This window comes from Micrococcus sp. GPGPB33 (genome assembly GCF_037853785.1).
Classification (GTDB): Bacteria; Actinomycetota; Actinomycetes; order Actinomycetales; family Micrococcaceae; genus Micrococcus; species Micrococcus luteus.
In genome coordinates this window covers 1452261-1478837 of the sequence record NZ_JAQMWO010000002.1, presented here as the reverse complement: position 1 = coordinate 1478837, position 26577 = coordinate 1452261, and the positions used below count along the sequence as shown (strand labels likewise).

General features: G+C 72.3%; 24 protein-coding genes and 1 pseudogene. 10 read left to right on the top strand and 15 right to left on the bottom strand.

Features of this window, described 5'->3' with window-relative positions:
• Positions 1 to 6 precede the first annotated feature (6 nt).
• From POD19_RS07135 to POD19_RS07125, 3 genes and pseudogenes are all read left to right on the top strand, one after another.
• Positions 7 to 1275 carry a magnesium transporter MgtE N-terminal domain-containing protein gene (locus tag POD19_RS07135; RefSeq protein ID WP_036339212.1) on the top strand — a complete coding sequence of 423 codons (1269 nt, stop codon included), beginning with the start codon at positions 7 to 9 and terminating at the stop codon, positions 1273 to 1275.
• Positions 1276 to 1315: 40 nt separating this feature from the next.
• Positions 1316 to 2096: pseudogene (locus tag POD19_RS07130) on the top strand (DUF1003 domain-containing protein).
• Positions 2093 to 3241, top strand: coding sequence for an Mrp/NBP35 family ATP-binding protein (locus tag POD19_RS07125; RefSeq protein ID WP_340309399.1), 1149 nt, complete (start codon positions 2093 to 2095; stop codon positions 3239 to 3241). Before POD19_RS07130 ends, POD19_RS07125 begins: the two are co-directional and overlap by 4 nt.
• A gap of 39 nt (positions 3242 to 3280) precedes the next feature.
• Here the strand turns inward: POD19_RS07125 and POD19_RS07120 are convergent, their stop codons facing one another.
• Both POD19_RS07120 and POD19_RS07115 read right to left on the bottom strand, forming a co-directional pair.
• Entirely contained in the window at positions 3281 to 3892 is a 612-nt protein-coding gene (locus tag POD19_RS07120; RefSeq protein ID WP_069941887.1) for a preprotein translocase subunit TatA, read from the bottom strand.
• 60 nt (positions 3893 to 3952) lie between these two features.
• Positions 3953 to 4825, bottom strand: a complete 873-nt coding sequence (locus tag POD19_RS07115; protein WP_069941888.1) for an anti-sigma factor family protein — start codon at positions 4823 to 4825, stop codon at positions 3953 to 3955.
• Between the two features lie 196 nt (positions 4826 to 5021).
• On the opposite strand from POD19_RS07115, the gene POD19_RS07110 reads away from it, so the two are divergent.
• The gene (locus POD19_RS07110) at positions 5022 to 5672 is read left to right on the top strand and encodes an O-methyltransferase (protein ID WP_069941889.1); all 651 of its coding nucleotides are present in this window, start codon (positions 5022 to 5024) and stop codon (positions 5670 to 5672) included.
• A 78-nt stretch (positions 5673 to 5750) separates the two neighbouring features.
• Here POD19_RS07110 and POD19_RS07105 read toward each other — a convergent pair whose 3' ends face one another.
• The 3 genes from POD19_RS07105 to POD19_RS07095 form a co-directional block, all read right to left on the bottom strand.
• Positions 5751 to 5921 carry a DUF3117 domain-containing protein gene (locus POD19_RS07105; protein WP_002855133.1) on the bottom strand — a complete coding sequence of 57 codons (171 nt, stop codon included), beginning with the start codon at positions 5919 to 5921 and terminating at the stop codon, positions 5751 to 5753.
• Positions 5922 to 6101: 180 nt separating this feature from the next.
• Complete coding sequence (locus tag POD19_RS07100; protein WP_122055030.1) at positions 6102 to 6446, bottom strand: cell division protein DivIVA; 345 nt, start codon at positions 6444 to 6446, stop codon at positions 6102 to 6104.
• Positions 6443 to 7243: an LOG family protein gene (locus tag POD19_RS07095; protein WP_122054465.1), complete on the bottom strand. Its 801-nt coding sequence runs from the start codon at positions 7241 to 7243 to the stop codon at positions 6443 to 6445. Before POD19_RS07095 ends, POD19_RS07100 begins: the two co-directional genes overlap by 4 nt.
• A 178-nt stretch (positions 7244 to 7421) precedes the next feature.
• Between POD19_RS07095 and POD19_RS07090 the strand changes: the two genes are divergently transcribed.
• From POD19_RS07090 to POD19_RS07075, 4 genes are all read left to right on the top strand, one after another.
• Positions 7422 to 8156 (top strand): amino acid ABC transporter ATP-binding protein, encoded by a 735-nt coding sequence (locus tag POD19_RS07090; protein WP_189338153.1) that lies wholly within the window; start codon positions 7422 to 7424, stop codon positions 8154 to 8156.
• A 48-nt stretch (positions 8157 to 8204) separates the two neighbouring features.
• Positions 8205 to 9098 carry a glutamate ABC transporter substrate-binding protein gene (locus POD19_RS07085; RefSeq protein ID WP_060973724.1) on the top strand — a complete coding sequence of 298 codons (894 nt, stop codon included), beginning with the start codon at positions 8205 to 8207 and terminating at the stop codon, positions 9096 to 9098.
• Between the two features lie 105 nt (positions 9099 to 9203).
• Positions 9204 to 9884, top strand: coding sequence for an amino acid ABC transporter permease (locus POD19_RS07080; RefSeq protein ID WP_041105308.1), 681 nt, complete (start codon positions 9204 to 9206; stop codon positions 9882 to 9884).
• Complete coding sequence (locus tag POD19_RS07075) at positions 9881 to 10768, top strand: amino acid ABC transporter permease (protein WP_069941891.1); 888 nt, start codon at positions 9881 to 9883, stop codon at positions 10766 to 10768. Before POD19_RS07080 ends, POD19_RS07075 begins: the two co-directional genes overlap by 4 nt.
• 61 nt (positions 10769 to 10829) lie before the next feature.
• Here POD19_RS07075 and dapE read toward each other — a convergent pair whose 3' ends face one another.
• On the bottom strand, positions 10830 to 11966 hold the full coding sequence (gene dapE, locus POD19_RS07070) for a succinyl-diaminopimelate desuccinylase (RefSeq protein ID WP_069941892.1): 1137 nt from the start codon (positions 11964 to 11966) through the stop codon (positions 10830 to 10832).
• Positions 11967 to 12118: 152 nt separating this feature from the next.
• Here dapE and dapD point away from each other — a divergent pair, with 152 nt between their 5' ends.
• Positions 12119 to 13000, top strand: a complete 882-nt coding sequence (dapD, locus tag POD19_RS07065; protein ID WP_445299766.1) for a 2,3,4,5-tetrahydropyridine-2,6-dicarboxylate N-succinyltransferase — start codon at positions 12119 to 12121, stop codon at positions 12998 to 13000.
• Positions 13001 to 13255: 255 nt separating this feature from the next.
• Positions 13256 to 14263: a DUF559 domain-containing protein gene (locus POD19_RS07060; RefSeq protein ID WP_340309398.1), complete on the top strand. Its 1008-nt coding sequence runs from the start codon at positions 13256 to 13258 to the stop codon at positions 14261 to 14263.
• A 96-nt stretch (positions 14264 to 14359) separates the two neighbouring features.
• Here POD19_RS07060 and POD19_RS07055 read toward each other — a convergent pair whose 3' ends face one another.
• From POD19_RS07055 to POD19_RS07015, 9 genes are all read right to left on the bottom strand, one after another.
• Positions 14360 to 15646 (bottom strand): citrate synthase, encoded by a 1287-nt coding sequence (locus POD19_RS07055; RefSeq protein ID WP_340309397.1) that lies wholly within the window; start codon positions 15644 to 15646, stop codon positions 14360 to 14362.
• 148 nt (positions 15647 to 15794) lie between these two features.
• A complete protein-coding gene (dapC, locus tag POD19_RS07050) occupies positions 15795 to 16946 on the bottom strand; it encodes a succinyldiaminopimelate transaminase (RefSeq protein ID WP_070708832.1) in 1152 nt (383 codons plus the stop codon).
• 5 nt (positions 16947 to 16951) lie between these two features.
• Positions 16952 to 17278, bottom strand: coding sequence for a ferredoxin (gene fdxA, locus POD19_RS07045; protein WP_002855160.1), 327 nt, complete (start codon positions 17276 to 17278; stop codon positions 16952 to 16954).
• A complete protein-coding gene (locus tag POD19_RS07040; protein ID WP_036316464.1) occupies positions 17275 to 17841 on the bottom strand; it encodes a hypothetical protein in 567 nt (188 codons plus the stop codon). The genes fdxA and POD19_RS07040 overlap by 4 nt, the downstream gene beginning before the upstream one ends.
• Positions 17834 to 19744, bottom strand: coding sequence for a translational GTPase TypA (typA, locus tag POD19_RS07035; protein WP_036339171.1), 1911 nt, complete (start codon positions 19742 to 19744; stop codon positions 17834 to 17836). Before typA ends, POD19_RS07040 begins: the two co-directional genes overlap by 8 nt.
• A 114-nt stretch (positions 19745 to 19858) precedes the next feature.
• Positions 19859 to 21739 carry an ABC transporter ATP-binding protein gene (locus POD19_RS07030; protein WP_101965976.1) on the bottom strand — a complete coding sequence of 627 codons (1881 nt, stop codon included), beginning with the start codon at positions 21737 to 21739 and terminating at the stop codon, positions 19859 to 19861.
• Positions 21736 to 22926, bottom strand: coding sequence for an ABC transporter permease (locus tag POD19_RS07025; RefSeq protein WP_340309396.1), 1191 nt, complete (start codon positions 22924 to 22926; stop codon positions 21736 to 21738). The genes POD19_RS07030 and POD19_RS07025 overlap by 4 nt, the downstream gene beginning before the upstream one ends.
• Before the next feature lie 5 nt (positions 22927 to 22931).
• Positions 22932 to 24452: an ABC transporter permease gene (locus POD19_RS07020; protein WP_036339165.1), complete on the bottom strand. Its 1521-nt coding sequence runs from the start codon at positions 24450 to 24452 to the stop codon at positions 22932 to 22934.
• A 162-nt stretch (positions 24453 to 24614) separates the two neighbouring features.
• Positions 24615 to 26477, bottom strand: a complete 1863-nt coding sequence (locus POD19_RS07015; protein WP_036339161.1) for an ABC transporter family substrate-binding protein — start codon at positions 26475 to 26477, stop codon at positions 24615 to 24617.
• Between the last annotated feature and the right edge of the window lie 100 nt (positions 26478 to 26577).

The window sequence follows — 26577 nt, the reverse complement described above, 5'->3', positions numbered from 1 at the left end:
GGGTCGGTGAGCTCCCCCAAGATCTTCGTAGCCCGCCTGCTGGGCCTGGACGTCTTCGACCCCCTCGGCGACCGCCTGGGACGGCTGCGCGACGTCGTCGTGCTGGACCGCGGCCCCGCCGCAGCCCCGTTCGCCACCGGCCTCGTGATCGAGGTCCCCGGCAAGAAGCGCGTCTTCGTCCCGATGACGCGGGTGACGTCCATGGACTCGGGCCGGATCATCACGACCGGGCTGATCAACCTGCGCCGGTTCTCCCGCCGTGGCGCCGAGCAGATGGTGGCCGCCGACCTCTTCGACCGGAAGGTGCGCCTCTCCGACGGGTCGGGCGAGGCCTTCCTGGAGGACATCGGGCTGGAGCAGCAGCGCAACGGCGACTGGCTGGTCTCGGACCTGTACGTGCGCCGCATCGTCGGCCGCGGCCCCTTCGGCCGCGCCCAGCGGGGCGAGCACCTCCTGCTGAACTGGGACGAGGCCCGCTGGACGGCGCAGGCCGACCCGCAGGGGGCCACGAGCTTCCTCGCCGCGCACGAGGACCTCAAGCCCGCCGACCTGGCGGACATGCTCCACGACATGTCGGAGAAGCGCCGCGTCGAGGTCGCCAGCGAGCTGCAGGACGAACGCCTCGCGGACGTGCTCCAGGAGCTGCCCGACGACGACCAGGTGCAGATCCTCTCCCAGCTGGACATCGACCGCGCCGCCGACGTCCTGGAGGAGATGGACCCGGACGACGCGGCGGACCTGCTCCACGAGCTGCCCGACTCCCAGCAGGAGCTGCTGCTCGAACGCATGGAGCCGGAGGACGCCGAGGACGTCCGGCGCCTGCTCGAGTACGAGGAGGGCACCGCGGGCTCGCTCATGACCCCCGTGCCGGTCATCCTCCCCCCGGAGGCCACCGTGGCCGAGGCCATGGCGACCATCCGACAGCAGGAGATCTCCCCCGCGCTGGCCTCGCTCGTGATCGTGGCCCGGCCGCCCCTGGAGACGCCGACGGGCCGGTTCCTCGGCGTCGTCCACTTCCAGCGCCTGCTGCGGTACCCGCCGCCGGAGGCGATCGGCAACATCATGGACAAGGACCTCGAGCCCGTCTCGGACCTCGCCCCCATCGCCCATGTGACCCGCGAGCTCGCGACCTACAACCTCACGTGCATCCCCGTGGTGAACGAGCAGGACCGCGTCGTCGGGGCCGTGAGCGTGGACGACCTGCTCGACCACATCCTGCCCGACGACTGGCGGGCCATGGACCTCGACGACGCCGAGACCCGCCCCGCAACCTGACCCCCGCGGCCCGCCGCCGCACGACACCGGAGGTGTGAGCATGACCCAGACCGCGCGAGACCTGCGCCCGGGCCGCGGCACCGGCCTGGACACCCCGCTGAGCGCCAGCGGGCGCCGCGTGCCCCGGCTGGCCCCGAACCCGGACGCCTTCGGCGAGGCCACCGAGGGCATCGCCCGCTTCATGGGCACCCCGCAGTTCCTCGTCTGGATGACGCTGTTCTGCGCCGCCTGGCTGGGCTGGAACACGTTCGGCCCGATGGAGTGGCGGTTCGACTCCGCCGAGCTCGGCTTCACCGCGCTCACGCTCATGCTCTCCCTCCAGGCGTCCTACGCCGCACCCCTTGCTCCTGCTGGCGCAGAACCGCCAGGACGACCGGGACAGGGTCGCGCTGCGCGAGGACCGTGACCGCGCCGAGCGCAACCTCGCCGACACCGAGTTCCTCACCCGCGAGATCGCCGGTCTGCGGCTGGCCGTCCAGGAGGTCGCCACGCGCGACTTCGTGCGCGGCGAGCTGCGCGGCGTCCAGGACGACCTCAGGGACGACCTCCGCGAGGCGCTGCGCGCCGAGCTGCGGGAGGAGATCCGGGAGGAGATCCGGGAGGAGCTGCGCGCCGGCCTCCCGGGCGCCGAGGCCCAGCCCCGCAAGAACAAGAAGACCAAGGGCCGCGGCCGGGATGCGCGGCGCGGCGACGCCGGCGCCGAGCCCACGACCACCACGCTCGCCACCCTCGCGGCCCAGGAGGCCCGCGAGGCCGGGGGGTCCGGTCCGGCGGCCGGTCCCGCCGACGGTGCGGGCCCGGTGGACGGGGGCGGCCGATGAGCGCCCTGGGCCTGCCCGTGCCCGAGGTCCGCACCGACCTCGAGCGCCGGGTGCTGGAACGGCTCGCCACGGTCCAGGACCCCGAGATCCGCCGCCCGATCACCGACCTCGGCATGGTGGAGTCGGTCGTGGAGACCGCCCCGGGCGTCGTCGAGGTCGCGGTCCTGCTCACGATCGCCGCGTGCCCCCTGCGCGGGACGATCCAGACGGACGTGGCCGCCGCCGTCGCCGTCGTGCCCGGCTGTGAATCCGTGGACGTTCGCGTCGGGGTCATGGAGCCCGAGCGCCGCCTGGCGCTGCAGGACGCCCTGCGCGCGACTCGGCCGACGAACCCGTTCGGGGAGGGGACGCTCACGCGCGTCCTCGCGGTGGCCTCGGGCAAGGGCGGCGTGGGCAAGTCCTCGGTCACGGCCAACCTCGCGGTCGCGCTCGCCGCGCGCGGGCTCGCCGTCGGCCTGATCGACGCGGACGTGCACGGCTACTCCATCCCCGGGCTCCTGGGCGTGACCGGCACCCCGACGAAGCTGGACCGGATGATCCTGCCCCCCGTGGTGCGGGACGTGAAGGTCATCTCAATCGGCATGTTCCTCGACGCGGACCGGCCGGTGGCCTGGCGCGGGCCGATGCTGCACCGCGCGCTCGAGCAGTTCGTCACGGATGTGCACTGGGGCGACCTGGACGTCCTGCTCGTGGACCTGCCCCCGGGCACCGGGGACATCGCGATCTCGACGGCGCAGCTGCTGCCCGCCTCGGAGCTGCTCGTGGTGACCACGCCGCAGCACGCCGCCGCGCAGGTGGCCGCGCGCGCCGGTCAGCTGGCGGAGCAGACGGGCCAGACCGTGGCCGGCGTCGTGGAGAACATGGGGCCGATGACCCTGCCAGACGGCACCGTCCTGGATGTGTTCGGGACCGGCGGCGGCGCCGAGGTGGCGGAGCGGCTGTCCGGGGTGCTGGACACGCAGGTGCCGCTGCTGGGCACCGTTCCCCTGGACCCGGCGCTGCGCGCGGGCGGCGACGCCGGCGAACCCGTGGTGATGTCCGCGCCGGAGAGCCCCGCGGGCCGGGCGCTGACGCAGATCGCGCAGCGGGTGGCCGTGCGACCGCGCGGGCTGGCCGGGCGGCGCCTTCCGGTCACCCCGCGCTGACCTCGGGTGCCGGCGCCCCGGCCGGCGCGCGCGACGGCGTCAGGTCGCGTCGACGTCGAAGGGGGCGGGTGCCAGCCCGAGCAGCTCGAGGGGGTCCGGTTCGGTCTCGACGGCGGCAGGGCGCTCCTCGGTGAGGGCCTCGGCGCGGCCGGAGGCCATCAGGGCTGCGGCGGCACCGCCCACGGCTGCCGCCCCCGCGGCGGGCTCGGTCGACCGGGTCTGTGCGGCGGCGGCGCCGGACTCCGCGGCGGCGGTGCTGCCGGCCCCGGCGGGGCGGCGGAAGAGCGTGCGCGGATCCATGTCCGTCAGGTCTTGGCGGGTGAGGCCGCCGTGCACGTCCTCGGCGCTGATGCCCGTCGCCTGCGCCGCGCGGGACGCGGGCGTGGACGAGCCGCCGGCGGGCTCGCGGAGCGCGTCGCGGATGATGCGGCGCGGGTCGTACTGGCGGGGGTCGTACTTGCGCCAGTCCACCTCGTCGAAGTCCGTGCCGGTCTCCTCCTTGAACTGCGCCTTGGCACCCTCGGCCTTGTCGCGCATGACGCGCAGCCAGTCGGTGAAGGCGCGCGTGTACTCGGGGAGCTTCTCCGGCCCGAGGATGACGATCGCGAGCACCGCCAAGATGATGAACTCGCTGCCGTTGATACCAAACACCCTCCGAACTCTACTAGAGCGGCACCGCCCCACAGCCCGGAGCCGCGGGGGCGGGGCGGCTCAGCCGCGGGGGCGCGGCACGGCGTCCGCGATGCGTTCGAGGCCTCGCTCCAGGCGCTCCTCGACGGCGTCTCCGCCGCCCAGCTCGAGCACCCGTGCCCGCTCGGAGACCAGCAGGTGGGTGAGGACCGCGTCGGCGCGCTCGTCCGGCAGGCTGGCCTCCACGCGGTAGGAGGCCTGCGGCGTGGTCAGCTCGGCCGTCCAGCCGTCCTGCTCCCCCGCCGGGACGATCCGGTAGACGCCGCCGCCGGCCAGCCGACGCTCCTGCACCCCCGTGCTCAAGGGCGCGGTCGAGGCACAGCCCTTCGGGGTGGCTCCCACGATCCGGGGTCGGCACTCACGGACGGTCACGGTCGGCTCGTCCCGGCCCCAGCCGACGACGACCTCCACGTCCTCGGCCGTCTGGGCGGTGTCGACGGTGAGCGGCTCCAGGCCGGCCCCCACGAGGGAGGGCACCGTCCAGCCCTGACCCCGCAGCTCCGCGACGGTGCCGCGCCGGTCCGTCGACGCGGTCCCGGCTGCCGGCAGGGCGACGGTGTCCGTCGGGGTCGGGGCCGTGCGCACGGCCGCGGTGCGGGGCGCGCCGGCCACCCAGACCGCGGTGAACAGCCCGCCGAGCAGGACGACGAAGGTGAGCAGCCCCACCACAAGGCGGCCGGAGACGCCGCGGGCGCGCAGCACCGGGGCGACGACGGCGCCGGCCGGACGCTGGTGCACCGTGCGGGCGGCGTCGAGCACGCGGGCCCGGGCCTGGACGGTGGCGCGGCACTCGGGGCAGCGGTCCAGGTGGCGGGCGATGCGCGCCCGGGACGCGGCGGGGAGGGAGCCCTCGAGGTAGGCGTCCATGTGGCGCTGGGTGTGTCGACGTCCCATGCGGCCACCTCCTCGGTCCTCGCGTCCTCGGTCCGGCGAACGGCCTCCCGCACGGCGGGAGCCGGTTCGTGCCGTGTCCCATCATCGGCCCGCCTCCTGGGAGAACACTGGGTCGCGGCCGCGTGCCGGCCCGTACACTGGCCCGCGTCGCCCGTGCCGCGGGCGAGGTCCCGCCGTCGTCGTCCCGGAGTCACCCATGAGCGCCCTGCAGCCCCAGCCCACCGTCAAGCACGCGTCCTGGGCCTGGTCGGAGAGCCGGGCCACCGAAGACGACGTCGTCCTGCGCGCCCGCGAGCGCGCCGCCGAGCTGGAGGTGCCGCCGGTGAGTGAGGGGACGGCGGCCCTGTTGACGGTGCTGGCGGCCACGCGTGCCCCCGCGGCGGTCGTGGAGGTGGGCACGGGCGCCGGCGTCTCGGGTCTCGCCCTGATGCGCGGTCTGCCCGAGCGCACGGTCCTCACCACCGTGGACCCGGACGCGGAGGCACAGCGCGCGGCCCGCGAGGCGTTCTCGGAGGCCCGCCTGCCCACGAGCCGCACCCGCATGATCACGGGGCGCTCCCGGCTCGTCCTCCCCCGGCTCACGAGCGGCGCCTATGAGATGGTCCTGGTGGACGGGGACCCGGCCGCACGTCAGTTCGACGTCGAGCAGGCCGCGCGCATGCTCGCCCCCGGCGGCGTGCTCGTGGTGGTGGACGCCCTCGACGGCGACCGCGTTCCCCGGCCCGCCGTGCGCGACGAGTCCACCGTGTCCGCCCGGGCGGTGGACCGCCTCATCCGGGAGGACGAGCACTGGCTGTCCGCCGTCGTCCCCTCCGGCACGGGCGTGCTGATCGCGGTGCGCCGCTGATCCGCGGCGTCGCCGGGGACGCGGACGCCCCGCGCACCGTGACGGTGCGCGGGGCGTCCGCGTCGAAGGGGTCCGGGCTCAGGCCTGGATGACGCCCTCGAGGCACTCCTTGAGCTCGCGGGCCTCGTCCGCGTTGATCTCCAGCACGAGACGGCCGCCGCCGTCGATCGGCACGCGCATGATCAGGCTGCGCCCCTCCTTGGTCACTTCCATGGGACCGTCCCCGGTGCGGGGCTTCATGGCGGCCATTGCGACTTCCCTTCTGGATGATGTTCCCGTCACGGCGTCCGGCGACCGCGGGAGCGGGCACTGTCCGGACGCCTCCGGCGCCCCCGCACGCGAGCGTGCGCGAGGCCGGTCACATCACCATTATCGCGGATTCCGCGTGCTCGCGCCAAACGATGGCCTGCACCGAGCCCGGCCCGCGACTCAGGCACGCCCCGCCGGATCGCTCCGGGACGGGTCGGCGGCCTCGAGCTCGGCCACCCGGGCCCGCAGGGCGGTCACCTCGTCCTCGCGCTGCGCCAGGGCGTCCCGCAGCCGCAGCAGGACGGCGTCCACCTGGTCCCGCTGGTAGCCGGGCACCGCGACGGCCAACCGCAGCAGGTCGACATCCGCCGCGCGCGGCCGCTCCGGCAGCAGCACGGGGTGCCCCGGCGTCCGCCCGGCCGGGTCGTCGGCCCGGAGCGTGAGCCGGCCCGCGAGGGCGGCGGCCAGGGCCGCCAGCACGACGACGAGCACGGCCACGAGAACGATCCCCTGCGGCCCGCTCACGCGTCGGCCCTCCCCGCCGAGCGGAGCACGCACGCGACGGCCTCCTCGGCCGTGTCCACGAGCTGGACGAGGTCCGGGTCCTCGGGCGAGATCATGCCGCGCTCCACGAGCGTGCCGCGGATCCAGTCCACGAGCGGGCCCCAGAAGCCGCGGTCCACGAGGACCACGGGGAAGCGGGTGACGGTGCCGGTCTGCACGAGGGTGAGGGCCTCGAAGAGCTCGTCCAGGGTGCCGAGGCCGCCGGGCAGCACGATGAACCCCTGCGCGTACTTGAGGAACATGACCTTGCGGACGAAGAAGTAGCGGAAGTCCACCCCCACGTGCACCCAGGGGTTCAGACCGGTCTCGAACGGCAGCTCGATGCCCAGGCCCACGGACTCTCCACCGGCCTCGTGGGCGCCACGGTTGGCGGCCGCCATGGTGCCGGGCCCCCCACCGGTGATGACCGTGTACCCGGCCCGGGCCAGGCGGGTCCCGACCTCGTGGGCCAGGGCGTACTCGGCGCTGCCCTCGGGCGTGCGCGCCGAGCCGAACACGGAGACCGCGGGACCCAGCCCCGCGAGGGTGCCGAAGCCCTCGACGAACTCCGCCTGGATGCGCAGCACCCTCCAGGCCTCGGACGTCGTCGAGGCGATGTCGGCGGCGGGCTGGGTCGCGTCGCCGGGCTGCCGGCCGTCGAGGAGGAGCTGGTCGAACGTGGGGGTGCGCTCCGCCTCTCCGCGCAGGACCTGCCCGCCGCGGCGGACGTGCTCGGGTTCGGCGACGTCGCCGTCGAGGGGGTGCTCGTCTGGGGCCATGGCGCCAGCCTAACGAGCCGGCGGGCCGCCAGGGCCGGCGTCCCACGGCGCACCGCACCGGATGTGACGTGCGCTATATTCCACTGGCATGACGCAGATCACGCCTGAGCAGCCCCACGGCGCCCACCTCCCCGACGAGGCCGGTGTGCGGCGCCGTCGCGGTGCTGCGGGCGATGACCTGATCGTCCTCGAGGGCGTCAACAAGCACTTCGGCGACTTCCACGCCCTCCGCCAGATCGACCTGCGGATCCCGCGCGGCCAGGTGGCGATCGTCCTCGGCCCGTCCGGCTCCGGCAAGTCGACGCTGTGCCGCACGATCAATCGGCTCGAGACCATCGACGACGACGGCGGCCGCATCCTGATCGACGGACGGCCGCTCCCCACCGAGGGCAGGCAGCTCGCCCAGCTGCGCGCCGAGATCGGCATGGTCTTCCAGTCGTTCAACCTCTTCGCGCACAAGTCGATCCTGGAGAACGTGACCCTCGGGCCCATCAAGGTGAAGGGCAAGCGCCGGGCGGACGCCGAGCGGCACGCCATGGAGCTGCTCGAGCGCGTGGGCGTGGCCGCCCAGGCCAGGAAGATGCCGGCCCAGCTCTCCGGCGGGCAGCAGCAGCGCGTGGCCATCGCCCGCGCCCTGGCGATGGAGCCGAAGGCCCTGCTCTTCGACGAGCCGACCTCCGCCCTCGACCCCGAGATGGTGCAGGAGGTCCTCGACGTCATGGTCCAGCTCGCCGAGGGCGGCATGACCATGGTCGTGGTCACCCATGAGATGGGCTTCGCCCGCAAGGCCGGGGACCGCGTGGTCTTCATGGCCGACGGCGCCATCCTCGAGGACACCGACCCCGACACCTTCTTCACGAACCCCCGACACGAGCGCGCCCAGGACTTCCTGGGCAAGATCCTCGCGCACTGACCCCGTCCCCCGTCGCACCCCATCCGCACCGAACCAGAGGAGAGCACCATGCTCCGCACGAAGCTCCTGACCCTGTCCGCCGTCACCGCCGCGGCCGCGCTGTCCCTCACCGCCTGCGCGCCCTCCTCGTCGCAGGGCGGCGGTGGCGACGCCGCCGGCTCGTCTTCGGCCGGCGAGTCGACGTCGTCCGGCTCCGGCGAGCGCCTGCGCATCGGCATCAAGTTCGACCAGCCGGGCCTGGGCTACCGCGAGGGCTCGGCCCAGCCCACCGGCTTCGACACGGACGTGGCCCGCTACGTGGCGGACAAGCTCGGCGTGGCCGAGAAGGACATCGAGTGGGTCCAGACCCCGTCCGCGAACCGGGAGAACGCCCTGGAGAACGGCGAGGTCGACATGATCTTCGCGACGTACTCCATCACGGACGCCCGCAAGGAGCGCGTCGACTTCGCGGGCCCGTACTTCGTGGCCGGCCAGGACCTGCTGGTCCGCGCGGACGACACCGCGATCACCGGCCCCGAGTCCCTCGAGGGGAAGAACCTCTGCTCCGTCACCGGCTCCACCTCGGCCCAGAAGATCAAGGACCAGTTCGCCTCCGGCGTGAACCTGGTGGAGCAGGGCGGCTACGCCGAATGCGTGACCTACCTCGAGTCCGGCCAGGTGGACGCCGTGACCACGGACGACATCATCCTCGCGGGCTTGGCCGCCGCCGACGCCAACAAGGGCAAGTTCAAGGTCGTCGGCAACACCTTCACCACGGAGCGCTACGGCGTCGGTCTGCCGAAGGACTCGGAGCGGTGCGAGGACATCAACGAAGCCATCAAGGAGATGAAGGACTCCGGCGAGTGGGAGAAGGCCCTCGAGTCCAACACCGAGGGCACGGGTTACACCTACGACGAGACGCTGAACTCCGGCGAGGACGCCGAGTTCGAGCCCTGCGCCTGACGACCTGCGCCGCCGGGTGGGCCTGGGACGTGACCTGAACCGTCACCCTCGGCCCGCCCGGCGGCTCCCCTGCCCGTCAGCCTTGTCCCGACCCTCGGAGAAGTCATGGAATCGATCTCCTCGCTCCTCGCGGACTACGGCGCGGACATCCCGCTCGCGTTCTGGACGAACATCAGGCTCGCGTTCCTCGCGACCCTCGGCTCGTTCGTCCTCGGCGTGGTGCTCGCCCTGTTCCGCATCTCGCCCGTCCCCTCGCTGCGCGCCCTCGGCGCCGGCTACGTCAACGTGGTCCGCAACACCCCGCTCACGATCATCATGCTGCTCGGCGTGCTCGCCGTCTGGGGACAGCTGAAGATCAGCTTCTCGTCCGACTTCACGCTGAACTTCTTCATCTACGCCGTGATCGCCCTCTCGCTCTACCACGCGGCGTTCATGTGCGAGGCGATCCGCTCCGGCGTCAACACCGTCCCGCTCGGGCAGGCCGAGGCCGCCCGCTCCATCGGCCTGGGCTTCCTGCCCGCGGCCCGCCACGTGATTCTGCCCCAGGCGCTGCGCGGGGCCATCACCCCGCTGGGCAACACCGTGATCGCGCTGACCAAGAACACCACCGTCGCCGCCGCGGCGTCGGTGGCGGAGGCCTCGGGCCTGATGAAGCGCATGATCGAGTTCAGCCCGGACTTGATGGTGGCGATCTTCCTGACCTTCGCGATCGGCTTCTGCCTGATCGTCATCCCCATCGGCCTGCTGACCACGTGGGCCTCGGAGAAGTGGGCGGTGGCCCGATGAGTGCCCAGGCCTCCGTCCTCTTCGACGCCCCGGGTCCGATCGCCCGCCGGCGGATCCTCCTCGCCAACCTCGTCTCCCTCGCCGCGGTGTTGGTCGTGGCGGTGCTCGTGCTGATCCAGATGAACGCCACCGGCCAGCTCTCCGGCCGCCGCTGGCTGGCCGCCGTCGACGGCAACGCGTGGCGGAACTATTACCTGCCGGGCCTGCAGTTCACCCTGCAGTCCGCGGGCATCGCCGTGGTCTCCTCCGTGGTGTTCGGCCTGGTGTTCGGCTTCCTGCGGCTGGCCCCGGTCGGCCCGGTGCGCTGGCTGGCCGCCGTCGTCGTGGAGTTCTTCCGGGCCGTGCCGGTGCTCGTGATGATGGTGTTCTTCTACCAGCTGTTCGCACAGGTCGCGCGCTCCGGGGCGATCCAGCCCCAGGACGGCCCGTACTACGCGGTGATCGCGGCGCTGACCCTGTACAACGGGTCCGTGATCGCGGAGCTGGTGCGCTCCGGGGTGCGCTCGCTGCCGCGCGGCCAGCGCGAGGCGGCCGCGGCGGTGGGCATGACGAGCACCCAGTCCCTGCGGCTCGTGGAGGTGCCCCAGGCCCTCATCGCCATGCTGCCGTCGCTGCTGAGCCAGTTCGTGGTGATCCTCAAGGACTCGGCGCTGGGCTACCTCATCGGCTTCTTCGAACTCCTGCATTACGCCCGCCAGCTCGGCTCCGGCAACGGCAACATCCTGCAGTCCCTCGTGGTGGCCGCGATGATCTTCATCGTGATCAACTTCCTCCTCACCTGGGCGGCCACCCGGCTCTCGCGGCGGCTGTCGTCGCGGACGGCCGGCGACGCCAGCGCCCCCACGACCCCGCGCGTCGGGGCGCCCACGGACACAGCGGGCTGACCGGGCGGCGGGCGAGGCGGGCCCGCGGGTCGGGCGGCTGGCACCGGCCGACGTCGTCGGGTCAGCCGGCCAGCCAGGCCGTGAGCGCCGCGAGGCACGCGTGGACCGCCTCGCGGGACACGTGCTCGTCGTCCGTGTGGGCCAGCAGGGCGTCTCCGGGGCCGAAGTTGACCGCGGGCACGCCCAGCTGGGAGAACCGGGCCACGTCCGTCCACCCGTACTTGGGCTGGGGCTCTCCCCCGACGGCGGCGACGAACGCGGCGGCGGCCGGTCGGTCCAGACCGGGGCGGGCGGCGGGCGAGGCGTCGTCGATCCGCACCTGGGCGTCCCAGTCCACGCCGGCCCCCTCCAGCACCGCGCGCACGTGCGCGTGAGCCTGCTCGAGGGTCTTGTCCGGAGCGAACCGGTAGTTCAGGTCCACGGACGCCTCGTCCGGGATGACGTTGCCCGCGACGCCGCCGGCCACGCGGATCGCGTGCAGCCCCTCGCGGTACTCCAGGCCCTCCACCGTGACCGTGGCCGGCTCGTACGCCGCCAGGGCGGTGAGCACGGGGGCCAGCTTGTGGATCGCGTTGTCGCCGCGCCAGGCGCGGCCCGAGTGCGCCGCGACACCGGAGAAGGTGACGCGGTACCGGCACGTGCCGTTGCAGCCGCCCTCCACGACGCCGTCGGTCGGCTCGAGCAGCACCGCGAAGTCGCCCTCCAGCAGCTCGGGGGCCTGGCGGGCCACGCGGGCGAGGCCCGAGAGGTCCGAGGAGACCTCCTCGTGGTCGTAGAACACCCACGTGACGTCGTGCACGGGGGTCGGGCCGTCCGCGCGGCCGAAGCGGCCGGCCAGGGCCAGCTGCACGGCGACGCCGGACTTCATGTCCACGGCCCCGCGGCCGTACAGCACGTCCCCGTCCCACGCCGAGGGCACGGTCCCGCGCGAGCCCGGCACGGTGGGCAGGGGCACCGTGTCCAGGTGCCCGGCGAGGATCACGCGGGTCGGCCGCCCCAGAGCGGTGCGGGCGACGACGGCGTCGCCGAACCGCCGCACCTCGAGGCCGCCGAGGGCGCGCAGGGCCTGCTCGACGGCGTCGGCCAGCGGCCCCTCCTCCCCCGAGACGGAGCGCACGTCCAGCAGGATGGCGGTGAGCGCCGCGACGTCGAGGTCCGGATCGGCGAGGTCGGGCAGGGGCACGGGGGTGAGACTCATGTGTCCAGTCTACGGACGGGCCTCTCGCCGCCCTGCAGCGGGCCCCGGCCGCTCAGTAGGCTGAGGCGCATGACCCAGACCGACGCACAGCAGCCCTCCCCCGTCTCGTCTCCGGCCACGGCCTGGCCACCACGGCCGCCGACGGCGCCGTCCTGGACGTGTGGTTCCCCGCCCCCGGGGCCGGCCCGCTCTCCGCTGCGGACGCCTCGCTGCGCGACACCCTGCGCGCCCTCGCCGCGGACGACGCGGACCGCGGGACCACGCAGGCCGTCGTCGAGCTGGAAGTCGACCTGGACGCCGCCCCGGCCTCCACCGCGGACGCGTGGCTGCGCCTGCACGCCCTCTCGCACCGCCTGGCGCGGCCGAACGAGCTCAACCTCGACGGCGTCTTCGGGCTGCTCACCAACGTGGTGTGGACGAACCACGGACCCTGCGCGGTCGCCGACTTCGAGCTGACGCGGGCGAGGCTGCGTGCCCGCGGCGCCGTGCAGGTGTACGGCGTGGACAAGTTCCCGCGCATGACGGACTACGTCGTGCCCTCCGGGGTGCGCATCGGCGACGCGGACCGGGTGCGCCTGGGCGCCCACCTGGCCGAGGGGACGACCGTGATGCACGAGGGCTTCGTCAACTTCAACGCGGGCACCCTGGGGCACTCGATGGTGGAGGGCCGGATCTCGGCCGGCGTCGTGGTGGGCGACGGGTCCGACGTCGGAGGCGGCGCGTCCATCATGGGCACGCTCTCCGGCGGCGGCACCCAGCGGATCGTGATCGGCGAGCACGTGCTGCTCGGCGCGAACTCCGGCGTGGGCATCTCCGTCGGCGACGACTGCGTGGTCGAGGCCGGTCTGTACGTCACCGCGGGCACGCGCGTGAGCGTGCTCCAGGACGGCGAGGCGGCGCGGACCGTGAAGGCCGTGGACCTCTCCGGCGTGCCGAACCTGCTGTTCCGCCGCAACTCCACCACGGGCCGGGTCGAGGCCCTCCCCCGCGCCGGCCGGACCGTCGAACTGAACGCTGCGCTGCACGCGAACTGACCCGTTGCGCCCGGCCCGCGGCTCTTCCCTCCCCTCCCCGTTCCCCGCCGCGTTGGGGGGCGATTTCCGGTGGTATCCCGCCGGGATAACGCCGGCTATCGCCCCCGGAGCTCCACGGCGGTCCGGGGGCGGGGCGACGACGGCGGCACGCGGCGCGGGCCGTCGGCTCCTGCACAGCAGCGCCCGCCCCGCGCGTCATCCCCGTGCCGCGGCCAGCGCGCCCCGGGCGCCTCGCCGGCGTCGTCCGATGGGTGCATGCCGCGCGTCGTCATTCCTCTGCCGCCCGACCAGCCCGCCGTCCTGTTGGCCACGGACCTGGCCCGACTGGGGCTGCCGCCCGACCGCGCCCGCCGGTCGGACCTGGAGCGGGTCGGACAGGGCTTCCACCGGCAGCGGGCACGCCCTGGCACGGGCTGGGCCGACCTGGGCCTGCCCGAGCCCGGGCACGGCTTCTCCCCCGATCACCTCGCCGCGCTCCTGCGCCGACGCCCGGATGCCGTCCTCTCCCACGAGACCGCGGCCCACCTGCACGGCCTGCCGATGCCCGCGCGAGCCTGGCGGCGGCGCGACCCGGCGACCGGCGAGCTCGAGGCCGACCCGCCGGTGCACCTCACCGTGGCCCGGGGGACACGACGCGTCCGGCGGGCTGGTCTGATGGACCACCGGCGGCCGCTGGCGCCCGAGTTCGTCACGCACGTGCACGGCCTGCGCGTCACCACGGTCGATCGCACCTGGCTGGACCTGTGCTCCCTGACTCCCCCGTGGACGTTCGAGGACCTCGTGGCCGCCGGGGACCACGCCGTCCGGCACCCGTGGACGCCCGCGGGCCGGACGGATCCGGCCACCACGATCGCCGCGCTGCGGTCGGCGCTGCACGCGTCCGGACGCTTCCACGGCCGCCCGGCCGCCCGGGAGGCGCTGGATTCCGTTCGCGTCGGGGCGGACTCGCCGCCCGAGACCCGCCTGCGCCTCGCCCTCGTGGCCGGCGGGCTGCCGGAGCCGGGGCTGCAGGCCGCGCTCGAACCCGAGGACCCCCTCTCCCCCGTGGCCGACCTCGCCTACCGCCACGTGCGCCTGGCCCTGCAGTACGACGGTGCCGGGCACCGCACGCGGGAGCAGCAGGCGCGCGACGCCCGCCGGGACCGCTACGGCCAGGCGCGCGGCTGGACGACGCTCCGCGTCACCTGGGCGGATGGGCGCGAGGACTTCCGTGGCGTCGTCGCGGTGGTCCGACGCCGCCTCGGCCCCTCCGCCTCGACGTAAGCACGCTCCGGCGAACGCATTGGGGGCGGTTTCGGGTGGTATTCCGTCGGAATACCACCCGAAACCGCCCCCAAACGCAGGGTCAGCGCCCCCGGGTCAGCGCTGCGGGTACTGGCGCAGCTGCTCGCCCACGTAGATCTGGCGCGGGCGGCCGATCTTGGTGGCCGGGTCCTCCATGAGCTCGCGCCACTGGGCGATCCAGCCGGGCAGGCGGCCCAGGGCGAAGAGGACGGTGAACATCTTCTCCGGGAAGCCCATGGCCTTGTAGATCACGCCGGTGTAGAAGTCGACGTTCGGGTAGAGCTTGCGCTCCACGAAGTAGTCGTCGGCGAGGGCCTTCTCCTCGAGACGCTGGGCGATCTCCAGCAGCTCGTCGTTGCCGCCCATCTTGCCCAGGATGTCCTCGGCGGTCTTCTTGATGATCTTGGCCCGCGGGTCGTAGTTCTTGTACACGCGGTGCCCGAAGCCCATCAGACGGACGCCGTCCTCCTTGTTCTTCACCTTCTCCATGAAGTCCTCGGGCGTGATGCCCTCCGACTTGATCTTCCGGAGCATGTTCAGCACGGCCTCGTTGGCGCCACCGTGCAGCGGGCCGTAGAGGGCGTTGATGCCGGCGGACACCGAGGCGAACAGGTTGGCCTGGGTGGAGCCGACCAGGCGCACCGTCGAGGTGGAGGCGTTCTGCTCGTGGTCCGCGTGCAGCATGAGCAGCAGGTCGAGGGCCTTGACCACGTCCGGGTCGATGTCGTATTCCTCGGCCGGCACGCCGAAGCACAGGCGGAGGAAGTTCTCCACGTAGTTCAGCGAGTTGTGCGGGTACATGAACGGCTGGCCCAGTGACTTCTTGAACGCGTAGGAGGCCAGCACCGGCAGCTTGCCCAGCAGACGCACGGTGGAGATGTGGACCTGCTCCGGATCGTGCGGGTCCAGGGAGTCCGGGTAGAACGTGGACAGCCCGGACACGGAGGAGGACAGCACCGGCATGGGGTGCGCGTCCCGCGGGAAGCCGTTGAAGAACAGCTTGAGGTCCTCGTGCACCATGTTGTGGCGCAGGATGTTGGTCTCCCAGGCCTCCAGGGTCTCCTTGGACTCGGGCAGCTCGCCGTAGATCAGCAGGTAGGCCACCTCCATGAAGGAGGAGTGCTCGGCGAGGTCCTCGATGGCGTAGCCGCGGTAGCGCAGGATGCCCTGGTCGCCGTCGATGTACGTGACGGCCGACTTGGCGTTCGCCGTGTTCATGAAGCCCGGGTCGTAGGTGACGTCGCCGGTCTCCTTCAGGAGCGGGGCGATGTTGATGCCGTTGTTGCCCTCTGTGGCGTACTCGACGCCCAGGTCCAGGCTCTGCTCGCCGACGGTCAGCCGGACGGACTCGTGATGGGTCACGGGTGTGCTCCCTCGTCTTGTCTTCTCGATGGCCCGGGTTCGCACGCCGATGTGGGCGCGCCCACGCGGGGACGACTCTGCTCCAAACTATCAAGGACCGGCCCGGGACGCGCGGTCGCTTCCCCCGACGACGGCCCCCGACCCCGGCTCAGCCAGTCCGCGGCCCGCGGGCCGTGAGTCTCGCCGCGGCCCGGGCGACCGCCTCGTCCGTGGCGGTGATCGCCACGCGGACGTAGCCGTCGCCGCCGGCACCGTAGAACACGCCGGGCCCGGCGATGATGCCCAGGTCCGCCAGGTCGCCCAGCAGATCCCACGAGTCCTGCGCCGTGGCGTCGGCCGGGTCCAGGTCCGCCCGCCGGGTCCACAGGTACAGCCCCGCCTCGGAGTGGTCCACCGTGTGGCCGGAGGCCTCCAGCGCGGTGCGCAGCGCGTCCCGACGGCGGCGGTAGCGGTCCTTCTGCTCCGCGACGTGCGCGTCGTCGGCCAGGGCCACGGCCATCGCGTGCTGCACCGGGGCGGGCACGATCATGCCCGCGTGCTTGCGGGTGTTGACCAGGGTCGCCACGAGCTCCGGATCCCCCGCGGCGAACGCGGCGCGGTAGCCGGCGAGATTGGACTGCTTGGACAGCGAGTAGACGCTCAGCAGGCCCGTCAGGTCGCCGCCGGAGACCTCGTCGGACAGGATGCAGGGCACGACGGCCCCGTCCCACGCGTCCCAGCCGAGCTCGGCGTAGCACTCGTCCCCGCACACCACGGCGCCCACGCCACGGGCGGCGTCGACCGTGCGGCGCAGCGCCGCGGCGTCCAGCACGGCACCGGTGGGGTTGGCCGGCGAGTTGGTCCACACGAGGCGCACCCGCTCACGCACCTCGGGCGCCAGCGCGTCGAGGCCGTCCGCGGCCACGGCCTCCGCCCCGGCCAGCAGCGCGCCCACCGCATAGGTGGGGTAGGCGGCCTCGGGGTGGACGACGACGTCGCCTGCGCCGAGCCCGAGCAGCGTGGGCAGCCACGCGATGAACTCCTTGGACCCGACCGTGGGCACCACGGCCGCCGGGTCCAGCCCGGACACCCCGCGGCGCCGGGCGTACCAGTCGACGACCGCGCGGCGCAGGGCGTCCGTGCCGTGCGTCGTCGGGTAGCCGTGCGCGTCGGCGGCCTCGGTCAGGGCCCGGCGGATCAGCGCCGGCGTCGGATCCACCGGCGTTCCGATGGACAGGTCCGCGACGCCGTCCGGGTGGGCGGCGGCACGCTCACGGTAGGGGGTGAGCGTGTCCCACGGGTAGTCCGGCAGCGTCAGCATGGGGCTCAGGCGTCGGCGTTCTGCAGGGGCAGGGCGGAGATGATCGGGTGGTCCTTGGCGATCATGCCCAGCTTGGCGGCGCCGCCCGGGGAGCCCAGGTCGTCGAAGAACTCGACGTTGGCCTTGTAGTACTCGGCCCACTCGTCGGGGGTGTCGTCCTCATAGTAGATGGCCTCGACGGGGCACACCGGCTCGCACGCACCGCAGTCGACGCACTCGTCCGGGTGGATGTAGAGCATGCGCTCACCCTCGTAGATGCAGTCCACGGGGCATTCGTCGATGCACGCCTTGTCCTTGACGTCCACACACGGCAACGCGATCACGTAGGTCATGGCTGACCGTCCACCTCTCTCTGGGCACGGGGTTGCGGGGCTGCGGTCCAGGGTACTCGCTCCCCCGGACGCGTTTCGCGGGCGGTCACAGTGGCCCGGCGGGGGCGCGTGGCGGCCTCGGCGGCCTCCGCGGGTCGGCGGTCCAGCCGCCGGCCCGCGGCCAACAGGACCATACCGAGCACCGGCTGGCCGACGTTCCAGGCCACGGAGGCGACGACGGCGCCCGGCGCCGCCGCCCACAGGCCGGCCGTCCAGGACAACCCCAGGGCGTCGTCCACCGGCAGGCGCTGCAGGGCCAGGACGGCGGTGAACGCGCCGGCGACGACCGCGGCCCCCGCCGGCAGGGCGCGCCCGCCGCGGCCCGCGCGTCGGACCATCCACCAGCGCTGTGTCGAGCCCACGAGCACAAGCGCCAGCACCGCACCCCAGGGCAGGGTCCAGCCGCCCGGCAGGGAGGCCAGGTTCAGATGGACGGCGGTGCCGAGCGCGCCGGCGACGACGCCGAGCAACGCCCCGCCCACCACGTCGGCGGGCCGGGCGCGGCGGCGGGGACGCTCAGGCACGGGCGCGGGCGCGCGCGGCCTTCAGGCGCTCATTGGCGTCCAGGACGACCTTGCGGATGCGGATGTCCTCGGGGGTGATCTCCACGCACTCGTCCTCGCGGGCGAACTCGAGGGACTCCTCGAGGGTGAGCCGGCGCGGGGGCGTCAGGCCCTCGAACGACTCGGAGGAGGCCGCACGCATGTTGGTGAGCTTCTTCTCCTTGGTGATGTTCACGTCCATGTCGTCGGCGCGCGAGTTCTCGCCCACGATCATGCCCTCGTACACCTCAGCGCCCGGCTGCACGAAGAAGGTGCCGCGCTCCTGCAGGTTGATCATGGCGAACGGCGTGGCGGTGCCCGCCCGGTCGGCCACGAGGGAGCCGTTGGTGCGGTACTCGATCTCACCGGTCCACGGCTCGTAGCCGGCCGCGTAGGAGGAGGCGATGCCTGCGCCGCGGGTCTCGGTGAGGAAGCGGGTGCGGAACCCGATCAGACCGCGGGCCGGGACCAGGAACTCCATGCGGATCCAGCCCGTGCCGTGGTTGGACATCTCCTGCATGCGGCCCTTGCGGGCGGCCATGAGCTGCGTGACCGCGCCCATGAACTCCTCGGGGATGTCGATGGTCATGCGCTCCATCGGCTCGTGGACCTTGCCGTCCACGGTCCGGGTGACCACCTGCGGCTTGCCCACGGTGAGCTCGAAGCCCTCGCGGCGCATCTGCTCCACGAGGATGGCCAGGGCGAGCTCGCCGCGGCCCTGCACCTCCCACGCATCCGGGCGTTCGGTGGGGAGCACCTTGAGCGAGACGTTGCCGATCAGCTCCTTGTCCAGGCGGTCCTTCACCTGGCGGGCCGTGACCTTGGCGCCCTTGACGCGGCCGGCCAGCGGGGAGGTGTTGATGCCCACGGTCATGGAGATGGCCGGGTCGTCCACCGTGATCAGCGGCAGCGGCTTCGGGTTCTCCGCGTCGGTGAGGGTCTCGCCGATCATGATGTCCTCGATGCCGGCGACGGCGACGATCTCGCCCGGGCCGGCCTCCTCCGCGGGCACGCGCCCGAGGCCCTTGGTGGCCAGCAGCTCGGTGATCTTCACGGTCTTCAGGGCGCCGTCCTGGCGGGCCCACGCGACCTGCTGGCCCTTGCGAAGGGTGCCGTTGAAGATGCGCAGCAGCGCGAGGCGGCCGAGGAACGGGGAGGCGTCCAGGTTGGTGACGTGCGCCTGGAGGACCTCGCCCTCGGTGTAGGACGGGGCCGGGATGTGCTCCATGATCACGTTGAAGAGGGCCTCGAGGTCCTCGGCCTCCGGCAGGGCGCCGTCGGCGGGCTGGGTCAGGGAGGCGCGGCCGGCCTTGCCCGAGGCGTAGACGACGGGGACGTCCAGCACCGAGTCGAGGTCCAGGTCCGGGTCCTCCTCGGCCAGGTCCGAGGCCAGGCCGAGCAGCAGGTCCATGGAGTCGGAGACGACCCCGTCGATGCGCGCGTCGGGGCGGTCCGTCTTGTTGACCACAAGGATCACGGGCAGCTTGGCCGCGAGGGCCTTGCGGAGCACGAAGCGGGTCTGGGGCAGCGGGCCCTCGGAGGAGTCCACGAGGAGCACGACGCCGTCCACCATGGACAGGCCGCGCTCCACCTCGCCGCCGAAGTCGGCGTGGCCGGGGGTGTCGATCACGTTGATGGTGACGGTCTCGCCCTCGGGGGCGGACGGGCCGGAGTAGAACACCGTGGTGTTCTTGGCGAGGATCGTGATCCCCTTCTCCTTCTCCAGGTCCCCGGAGTCCATGACCCGCTCGGCGACGTCGCCGTGCGTGTTGAAGGCACCGGTCTGGCGCAGCATGGCGTCCACCAACGTGGTCTTGCCATGGTCCACGTGGGCCACGATGGCCACGTTGCGCAGATCGGAGCGGCGGGTTTCGGTCGAGGTCATGGGCGTCCTGTCCGGTTCGACATCAAAGGGGTGGAGGCACACGCCGACGGCGGCCCCCGTGCGATTGTACGCGCAGGGGCCGCCGTGGACAGGCGGGCCGGTGGGCCCGAGCGGTCAGTAGACGCCCTCGCCGAGGGAGGCGAGGAATTCGCGGCGCTCCTGGCGACGCTCCGCCTGCTGGTCCGGATCCGGCACGGGCGCCGCCGCCAGGAGGCGACGGGTGTACTCCTCCTTCGGACGGTGAAGCACCTCCTCCGTGGGGCCCTGCTCCACCTGGCGGCCGTCCTTGAGGACGAGCACCTTGTGGGCCAGCATGTCCACCACCGCGAGGTCGTGGGACACGAACAGGCACGCGAACTCGTAGCGCTGCTGCAGCTCCGCGAACATGTCCAGCACGGCGGCCTGGACGGACACGTCCAGGGCCGAGGTCGGCTCGTCCGCGATGAGCACCTGGGGGTCCAGGGTCAGGGCGCGGGCGATCGAGATGCGCTGGCGCTGACCGCCGGAGAGCTCGTGCGGGTACCGGTTCACCACGGAGCGCGGCAGACGCACCGCGTCCAGCAGCTCCTCGGCGCGGGCCAGGCGCGAGCGCCGGTCCCCCACCTTGTGCACGACCATCGGCTCGGTGATGATGTCGCCGATCGGGAACCGCGGGTCCAGCGAGGCCGCCGGGTCCTGGAAGACCACGCCGATGTTCTTGCGCAGGGCGCGCTGCTGGGCCTTGGGCATCGTCGCCAGGTCGTGGCCCTGGATGCGCAGAGAGCCCTCCGCGATGGTGAGCAGGCCGAGCACCGACTTGGCGATGGTGGACTTGCCCGAGCCGGACTCGCCCACCAGGCCCAGGATCTCGCCCGGGGCCACCTGGAAGCTGACGTCGTGGACCACGCGGTTCTTCTTGCCGCGGTGGTCGTACTCGAGGTGGAGGTTCTCCGCCTCGATCGCGTACCGGGCGTGCGTCTGCGTGGCCGTGACCGGCTCCGGCTCCGCCACCTGGAGGGGCTCGCCGAGGCGCGGCACCGCCGCGAGCAGCTTCTGGGTGTACGGGTGTCGGGCGTGCTGGAGCACCTGGTGCACCGAGCCCTGCTCCACGAGCTCGCCGTGGAGCATCACGCACACCCGGTCCGCCATGTCCGCCACCACGCCCATGTTGTGCGTGATGAGCAGGATGCCGGTGTTCATCTTGTTCTTCAGGGAGCGCAGCAGCTCCAGGATCTCGGCCTGGACCGTCACGTCGAGCGCCGTGGTGGGCTCGTCCGCGATGATCACCTTCGGCGAGCAGCTGATCGCCATCGCGATGACGATGCGCTGGCGCTGGCCGCCCGAGAACTGGTGGGGGTACTGCTTGAGCCGGGTGGCGGCGTCGGGGATGCCCACCATGGTGAGCAGCTCGACGGCGCGCTTGTCCGCCTCGGTGCCGTAGGCGATGCCGTGCAGCTCGAGGGCCTCCGTGAGCTGGTCTCCCACGGTGAGGACGGGGTTCAGGGCCGTCATGGGCTCCTGGAACACCATCGCCACCTCGTCGCCGCGGATGTCGCGCAGCTGCCCCGGGGTCATGGTGAGCACGTCGCGGCCGGCCAGCTGCACGGAGCCGGTGACGTCCGCATTGCCCGGGAGCAGGCCCATGGCGGTGGCGCTCGTGACGGACTTGCCGGAGCCGGACTCGCCCACGAGGGCGACGACCTCGCCGGGTTTGACGTCGAACGTCACGCCCTTGACCGCGTGCACCTCGCCGAACTCGGTCGCGAACTTCACGTCCACGTCGCGGAAGGCGAGCACCGGCTCGCCGCCCAGGTCGTCGTGGCGGGCCACGACGCCCATCGCGCTCGTCGCGGGGCCCGGAGGCACGCCGCCGGCGCCGGAGGAGCCGGGCACGGCGGCGCCGCGCGCCTCGAGGTCTGCCGACGACGCCGCGTGCGAGCCCTGCCCGTCGGCGGTCACGTCGTTCTCGTTCTTCTTGCCGAACATGGATCGGCCTTTCTTGTCGTTCGCGCTCATCGCTGACCGTCCTCGTCCGCGTCGGAGATCCGTGCGGACCCGCCGGCCTCCTCCACGGGGGCCTCGATCCGCCCGGCCGTCGGGGCCGCGGCCAGACCGCCCGCCGTCGTCGCACCGGCCTCGGTGGCGGCCGCGCGGCGGCCGAAGAAGCGGGGCCTGCGGTGGGCGCCCGCGCCCTGGCGCGGGTCGAAGGCGTCGCGCAGGCCGTCGCCGAGGAAGTTCACGGACAGGGCGATCGCGAGGATGATCATGCCGGGCCACCAGAACAGCCACGGACGGGTGGTGAACGCGTTCTGGTAGTCGGAGATGAGCAGGCCCAGGGACGAGTCCGGCGCCTTCACGCCGAAGCCGAGGAAGGACAGCGAGGTCTCCAGCAGCACCGCGCCCGCGATCGCGAACGTCGCGTTCACGACGATCACGCCGATCGTGTTGGGCAGCAGGTGCTTGAAGATCAGGCGGCCCGGCTTGGCGCCCATGGCGACGGCGGCCGCCACGAACTCCTTCTCGCGCAGGGACAGGACCTCGCCGCGCACGAGGCGGGCCAGGGACGTCCAGGACACGAGGCCGAGCACCACCGCGAGCGGGAGGATGCCCATCTTCATGCCGCTGGCCATCTGGCCGAGCACCGCGGCGAGCACGAGCAGCGGGATGACGATGATCAGGTCGGTCAGGCGCATGAGCAGGGAGTCGACCCAGCCGCCGAAGTACCCGGACACGGCGCCGACGATCGCGCCGATCACGGTGGAGAGCAGGCCCACGATGGCCGCGATGATCATGGACTGCTGGGTCCCGCGCATCACGAGGGCGAAGTAGTCCTTGCCCGTGGTGTCCTGGCCGAAGGGGTGCTCGCCCCAGCGGAGGCCCTCGCCCCCGAAGGCCTGCGGCACGACCGACAGCGTCGGGCGACCGCCGTTCACCACGGAGGCCGCGGCCGTGTAGGACTTGTCCCACCAGCCGGGGATGCCGGCGAAGCCGATGGAGGAGAACGCCATCAGCGTGATGAAGACCAGCACGATCAGGGAGATCATCGCCGCCCTGTGGCGGAAGAACCGCTTGCGGACCAGGGCGCCCTGGGAGTAGGACTTCCCGGCCTTGGCGCGGAGCTTGGCGTCCTCCGCCTCCGCAAGGTCGAAGATCTGCTTCTCGTCGAGCTGCGCGCCCGTCATCGAGGAGTTGTTGGTGGTCATCTGGCTCACACTCGAATCCGGGGGTCGAGGACGGCGTAGAGCACGTCCGCCACGAGGTTCATCAGCACGGCGGCGGTGCCCGTCACGAGGAAGAACGCCATCACGGGCATGGGGTCCACGTCGCGCAGGCCGGTGGCGAACAGCTCGCCCATCCCCTTCCAGCCGAACACCTGCTCCGTGATCACGGCGCCGCCGATCAGGCCGGCGAAGTCGAAGGCCATGATCGTGGTGATGGGGATCAGGGAGTTGCGGAACGCATGCTTCAGGATCACCTGGCGCTCCGGCAGGCCCTTGGCGCGCGCGGTGCGGATGTAGTCCTGGCGCGAGACCTCGAGCATGGAAGAGCGCGTGTACCGCGAGTACGTGGCCACCGAGATGATGGTCAGCAGGATGGTGGGCAGCAGAAGCTGCGCACCGCGGTCCAGGAACACCACCCAGAAGTGGGCGTCCAGGTTCGGGGTGCCCGAGCCGATCGTGGAGATCGGGCGCGGCTTGACCTTCAGGAAGGTCGGCCAGTAGTTCATCAGGTGTTCCGCCACGATCGCCACGCCCATGATCAGGGCGGTCACCAGCGAGGCAGACACGGCCGAGCCCTTGGAGAAGCCGCCGAGCAGCCGGCCCACCAGGATGGCCACCAGCACGAGGATGACGCCGAGGCCGGCCAGCAGCAGTGCGGACGGCGTCCGCCACAGCAGGCCGTAGGTGGCGTAGTAGGCGACGAGGCCGATCGCGACCGTGACCAGAGCGGCCTTGAGGACCGACCGGTTGCGCAGACCGGAGATCACCGCGGTGGCGCCGACGGCGGCGGCCAGGCCGATGACCAGCTGCACGACCGGGCCCATCTGCGGATGCCGCCAGAAGTCGACGGCGAACAGCACCCAGCCGGCGAGGAGGATGAACGCGGCGGTGGCGCCGAACGTGAAGGCGCGCCGCCTGAGGTCGCCCGCCATGACGGCCTGCAGGACCAGGCCCGCGAGGACGGCGACCCCGATGAGGAGGGGCCAGTTCAGCTCGGGGCTGCGGATCCAGTCGTTGAACCGGATCCCCATGTACTCCTTCAGGAGCACGGCCGCCCAGAACACGGGCAGCGAGAAGAAGAGGAAGATCAGGAACGTGACCACGTAGTCGAGGCCGGAGTACTGGCGGATCGCGGTGACGATGCCGATCGCGATGCCGATGATGATCGCCAGGACGGTCGCGAGCACCACGAGGCGCAGCGTGGAGGCCGCGGCGTTGCTCAGCAGGTCGGCGACGGACTGGCCGTTTCGGCTGAGGCCGAGGTCGCACTGACCGGTGACGCAGCCGCCGATGCCCTGGAGCCAGTCCCAGTACCGGGCGTACCAGGGCTGGTCCAGCCCCATGAACGCGGTGCGGGCGGCGATGAGGGTCTCGCGGTTGGGGTTCTGTGACTCTCGCAGGTCCTGGAGGGGGTCACCCGAGTGGGCCACGAGGAAGAAGAGCAGGATCGACGCGCCGAACAGCACCAGGAGGGAGCTGCCGAGGCGCTTGAGGATGAATTTCAGCACAACAGGGGGTGACCTTCCGTGCGCGTGCAAGGGAAAGGGAGGGGTGCGGGTTCGCCGCGGTTCACGGCCAGAGCCCGGCCGGTGCCCGGCCGGGCTCTGTCCTCGATCCCGACGCCGGCGGTCCGCGGGAGGCGGACCGCCGGGTCAGAGGTCAGCGGGGTGTCACTCCTGGACGCGGACCCACTGCTCCACGTTCCACAGCGCACCCGACTGGGCGGCGGTGTCGCGCACGTTGGCGACGTCGGCCTTGTGGCCGACCAGACCCGGGTGAGCGTACAGCGGGATGGCCTGGAAGTCCTCCCACAGCAGCTTCTCGATGGTCTTGACCTGCTCCAGCTGCTCGTTCTCGTCCAGCGAGGTGGCGAGCTTGTCCCAGGCCGCGTCCACCTCGGGGTTGTTGTAGCTCTGCTGGTTCTGGGCGCCGTCCGACTGGTAGATGTTCGCGCCGGAGGCCTTCTGGCCCGAGCCGGCCCAGGCGAAGAGGGCGGCGTCGTAGTCACCGGCCGGCATGACCTCCTTGAAGAACACCGGCGAGTTGGCGTCCTGCACGTCGAAGCCGGCCTGGTCGCAGGAGCTCTTGATGAGCGCGACGGTCTCGGTGCGACGCTGGTTGCCGGCCTGGTAGCCGAGGCGGACCGTGGGCTTGGAGACGCCCGACTTCTCGACGAGCTCCTTGGCCTTCTCGATGTTCGGCTGGTCCATCTCCTTCGGGTAGGCCGCGTCCACGACCTCCTGGTACTTGTCCTGGAAGGGGAAGACCTCGCGCAGGTTCATGACCTGGGCGTCCGCGTAGATCGGCTTGATCAGGTTGTCCACGATCTGCTGGCGGGGCAGGCAGAGGGCGAAGGCCTCGCGCAGCTCCGGGGAGTCCGCGAAGACCGAGCCCTCGCCGCGGTTGTAGTCCACGTGCTCCCAGGTCAGCTGGTCACCGGTCTGGACGTTGACGTCCTCGCCGAGGCCCTCGAGCTGCTGGAGGGTGTCCACGGTGGCCTGCGGCTCGATGACGTCGAGGTCGCCGTTCTGCAGGGCCTGCACGTGGGTCTTCGGGTCGGCGAAGCGGAGGACGAGCTCCTTGGTGGCCGCCGGGGTGCCCCAGTACTCGGGGTTGGCCTCAAGGGTGATGGACTGGCCGGCCTGCCAGCCGCCGTCCTTGAACTTGTAGGGGCCCATGGAGGGCACCAGCGAGGCGTCCGGCAGCTCGCCGGGGCTGAAGTCCCAGCCGTCGTTCCAGAACTCGGCCGCCGGGGTGAGCGCCTCGACGTCCTTCTCCTTCGCGGCGGTGACGAGCTCCTCGAAGCTCATGCCCGCCTCCTTGGCGACGATGTGCGCCGGCAGCGCGGTGCTGATGAGGATCTCCCAGTCCGCGTAGGGCTCCGGGTAGGTGACGGTGAACTCCTTGCCGTCGGCCTCGCCCTCGGGCGCCTCCGGGATGTACTTGCCCTGCTCGAAGGAGATCGAGTCGAACAGCGGGGTCTCGGCACCCTCGGCCTTGATCGTGTCGTTGTTCGCGGCCCAGTGGACGATGAAGTCGCCCGCGGTGACGGGGGTGCCGTCGGACCACTTGGCGTCGTCGCTGATGGTGTACTTCACGGTCAGCGGGTCGTCCGAGGTCTTCTCGTACGTGCCGAAGTCCTTGTCCGGGATGATCGAGCCGTCGGTGCCGAAGTACCAGAAGGACGAGAACATGCGGTCCGCGACGGCCGAGTTGTACGTGGTGTACGTGTTCGACTGCAGGCCGTTGTAGGACAGGAAGTCGTCGGCGCCCACCGAGTACGCGATGGAGCCGTCCTGGGTCTTGACGTCGCCCAGGTCGGCCTTCCCCGGCCCGGAGGCCTCGGCGGTGAGCTTCTGACCCTTGTCCCCTTCGATGACGTTGCCGGCGCCCGAGTCGCCGCCCTGGCTGGCGCCGGAGGCGCTGTTGCTGCTGGAGTCGCCTGCATTGCCGCCGCCCGGGGCGCACGCGGAGAGGATGAGGGCCGAGCCGGCGGCCAGGGCCGCGGCAGCGGAGAGCTTCGTGTACTTCATGGAAGGTGCTTCCGTTCATGAGAGGTGCAAGGACGTCGCGCGCCCGCATCCCTGTGGGGACCTGGTGGTGCGAGACGACCCCCGGGCCGTTCCGTCGAGA

Excerpts from the sequence above, each read along its gene's own strand:
- POD19_RS07085 (WP_060973724.1), top strand. The coding sequence starts at position 8,205 with ATGCTCCGCACGAAGCTCCTGACCCTGTCCGCCGTCACCGCCGCGGCC.
- POD19_RS07110 (WP_069941889.1), top strand. The coding sequence starts at position 5,022 with ATGAGCGCCCTGCAGCCCCAGCCCACCGTCAAGCACGCGTCCTGGGCC.
- typA (WP_036339171.1), bottom strand. The coding sequence starts at position 19,744 with ATGACCTCGACCGAAACCCGCCGCTCCGATCTGCGCAACGTGGCCATC.
- POD19_RS07095 (WP_122054465.1), bottom strand. The coding sequence starts at position 7,243 with ATGGCCCCAGACGAGCACCCCCTCGACGGCGACGTCGCCGAACCCGAG.
- POD19_RS07080 (WP_041105308.1), top strand. The coding sequence starts at position 9,204 with ATGGAATCGATCTCCTCGCTCCTCGCGGACTACGGCGCGGACATCCCG.
- POD19_RS07030 (WP_101965976.1), bottom strand. The coding sequence starts at position 21,739 with ATGAGCGCGAACGACAAGAAAGGCCGATCCATGTTCGGCAAGAAGAAC.
- POD19_RS07125 (WP_340309399.1), top strand. The coding sequence starts at position 2,093 with ATGAGCGCCCTGGGCCTGCCCGTGCCCGAGGTCCGCACCGACCTCGAG.
- POD19_RS07105 (WP_002855133.1), bottom strand. The coding sequence starts at position 5,921 with ATGGCCGCCATGAAGCCCCGCACCGGGGACGGTCCCATGGAAGTGACC.
- POD19_RS07060 (WP_340309398.1), top strand. The coding sequence starts at position 13,256 with ATGCCGCGCGTCGTCATTCCTCTGCCGCCCGACCAGCCCGCCGTCCTG.
- fdxA (WP_002855160.1), bottom strand. The coding sequence starts at position 17,278 with ATGACCTACGTGATCGCGTTGCCGTGTGTGGACGTCAAGGACAAGGCG.
- dapC (WP_070708832.1), bottom strand. The coding sequence starts at position 16,946 with ATGCTGACGCTGCCGGACTACCCGTGGGACACGCTCACCCCCTACCGT.
- dapE (WP_069941892.1), bottom strand. The coding sequence starts at position 11,966 with ATGAGTCTCACCCCCGTGCCCCTGCCCGACCTCGCCGATCCGGACCTC.
- POD19_RS07025 (WP_340309396.1), bottom strand. The coding sequence starts at position 22,926 with ATGACCACCAACAACTCCTCGATGACGGGCGCGCAGCTCGACGAGAAG.
- POD19_RS07075 (WP_069941891.1), top strand. The coding sequence starts at position 9,881 with ATGAGTGCCCAGGCCTCCGTCCTCTTCGACGCCCCGGGTCCGATCGCC.
- POD19_RS07015 (WP_036339161.1), bottom strand. The coding sequence starts at position 26,477 with ATGAAGTACACGAAGCTCTCCGCTGCCGCGGCCCTGGCCGCCGGCTCG.
- POD19_RS07115 (WP_069941888.1), bottom strand. The coding sequence starts at position 4,825 with ATGGGACGTCGACACACCCAGCGCCACATGGACGCCTACCTCGAGGGC.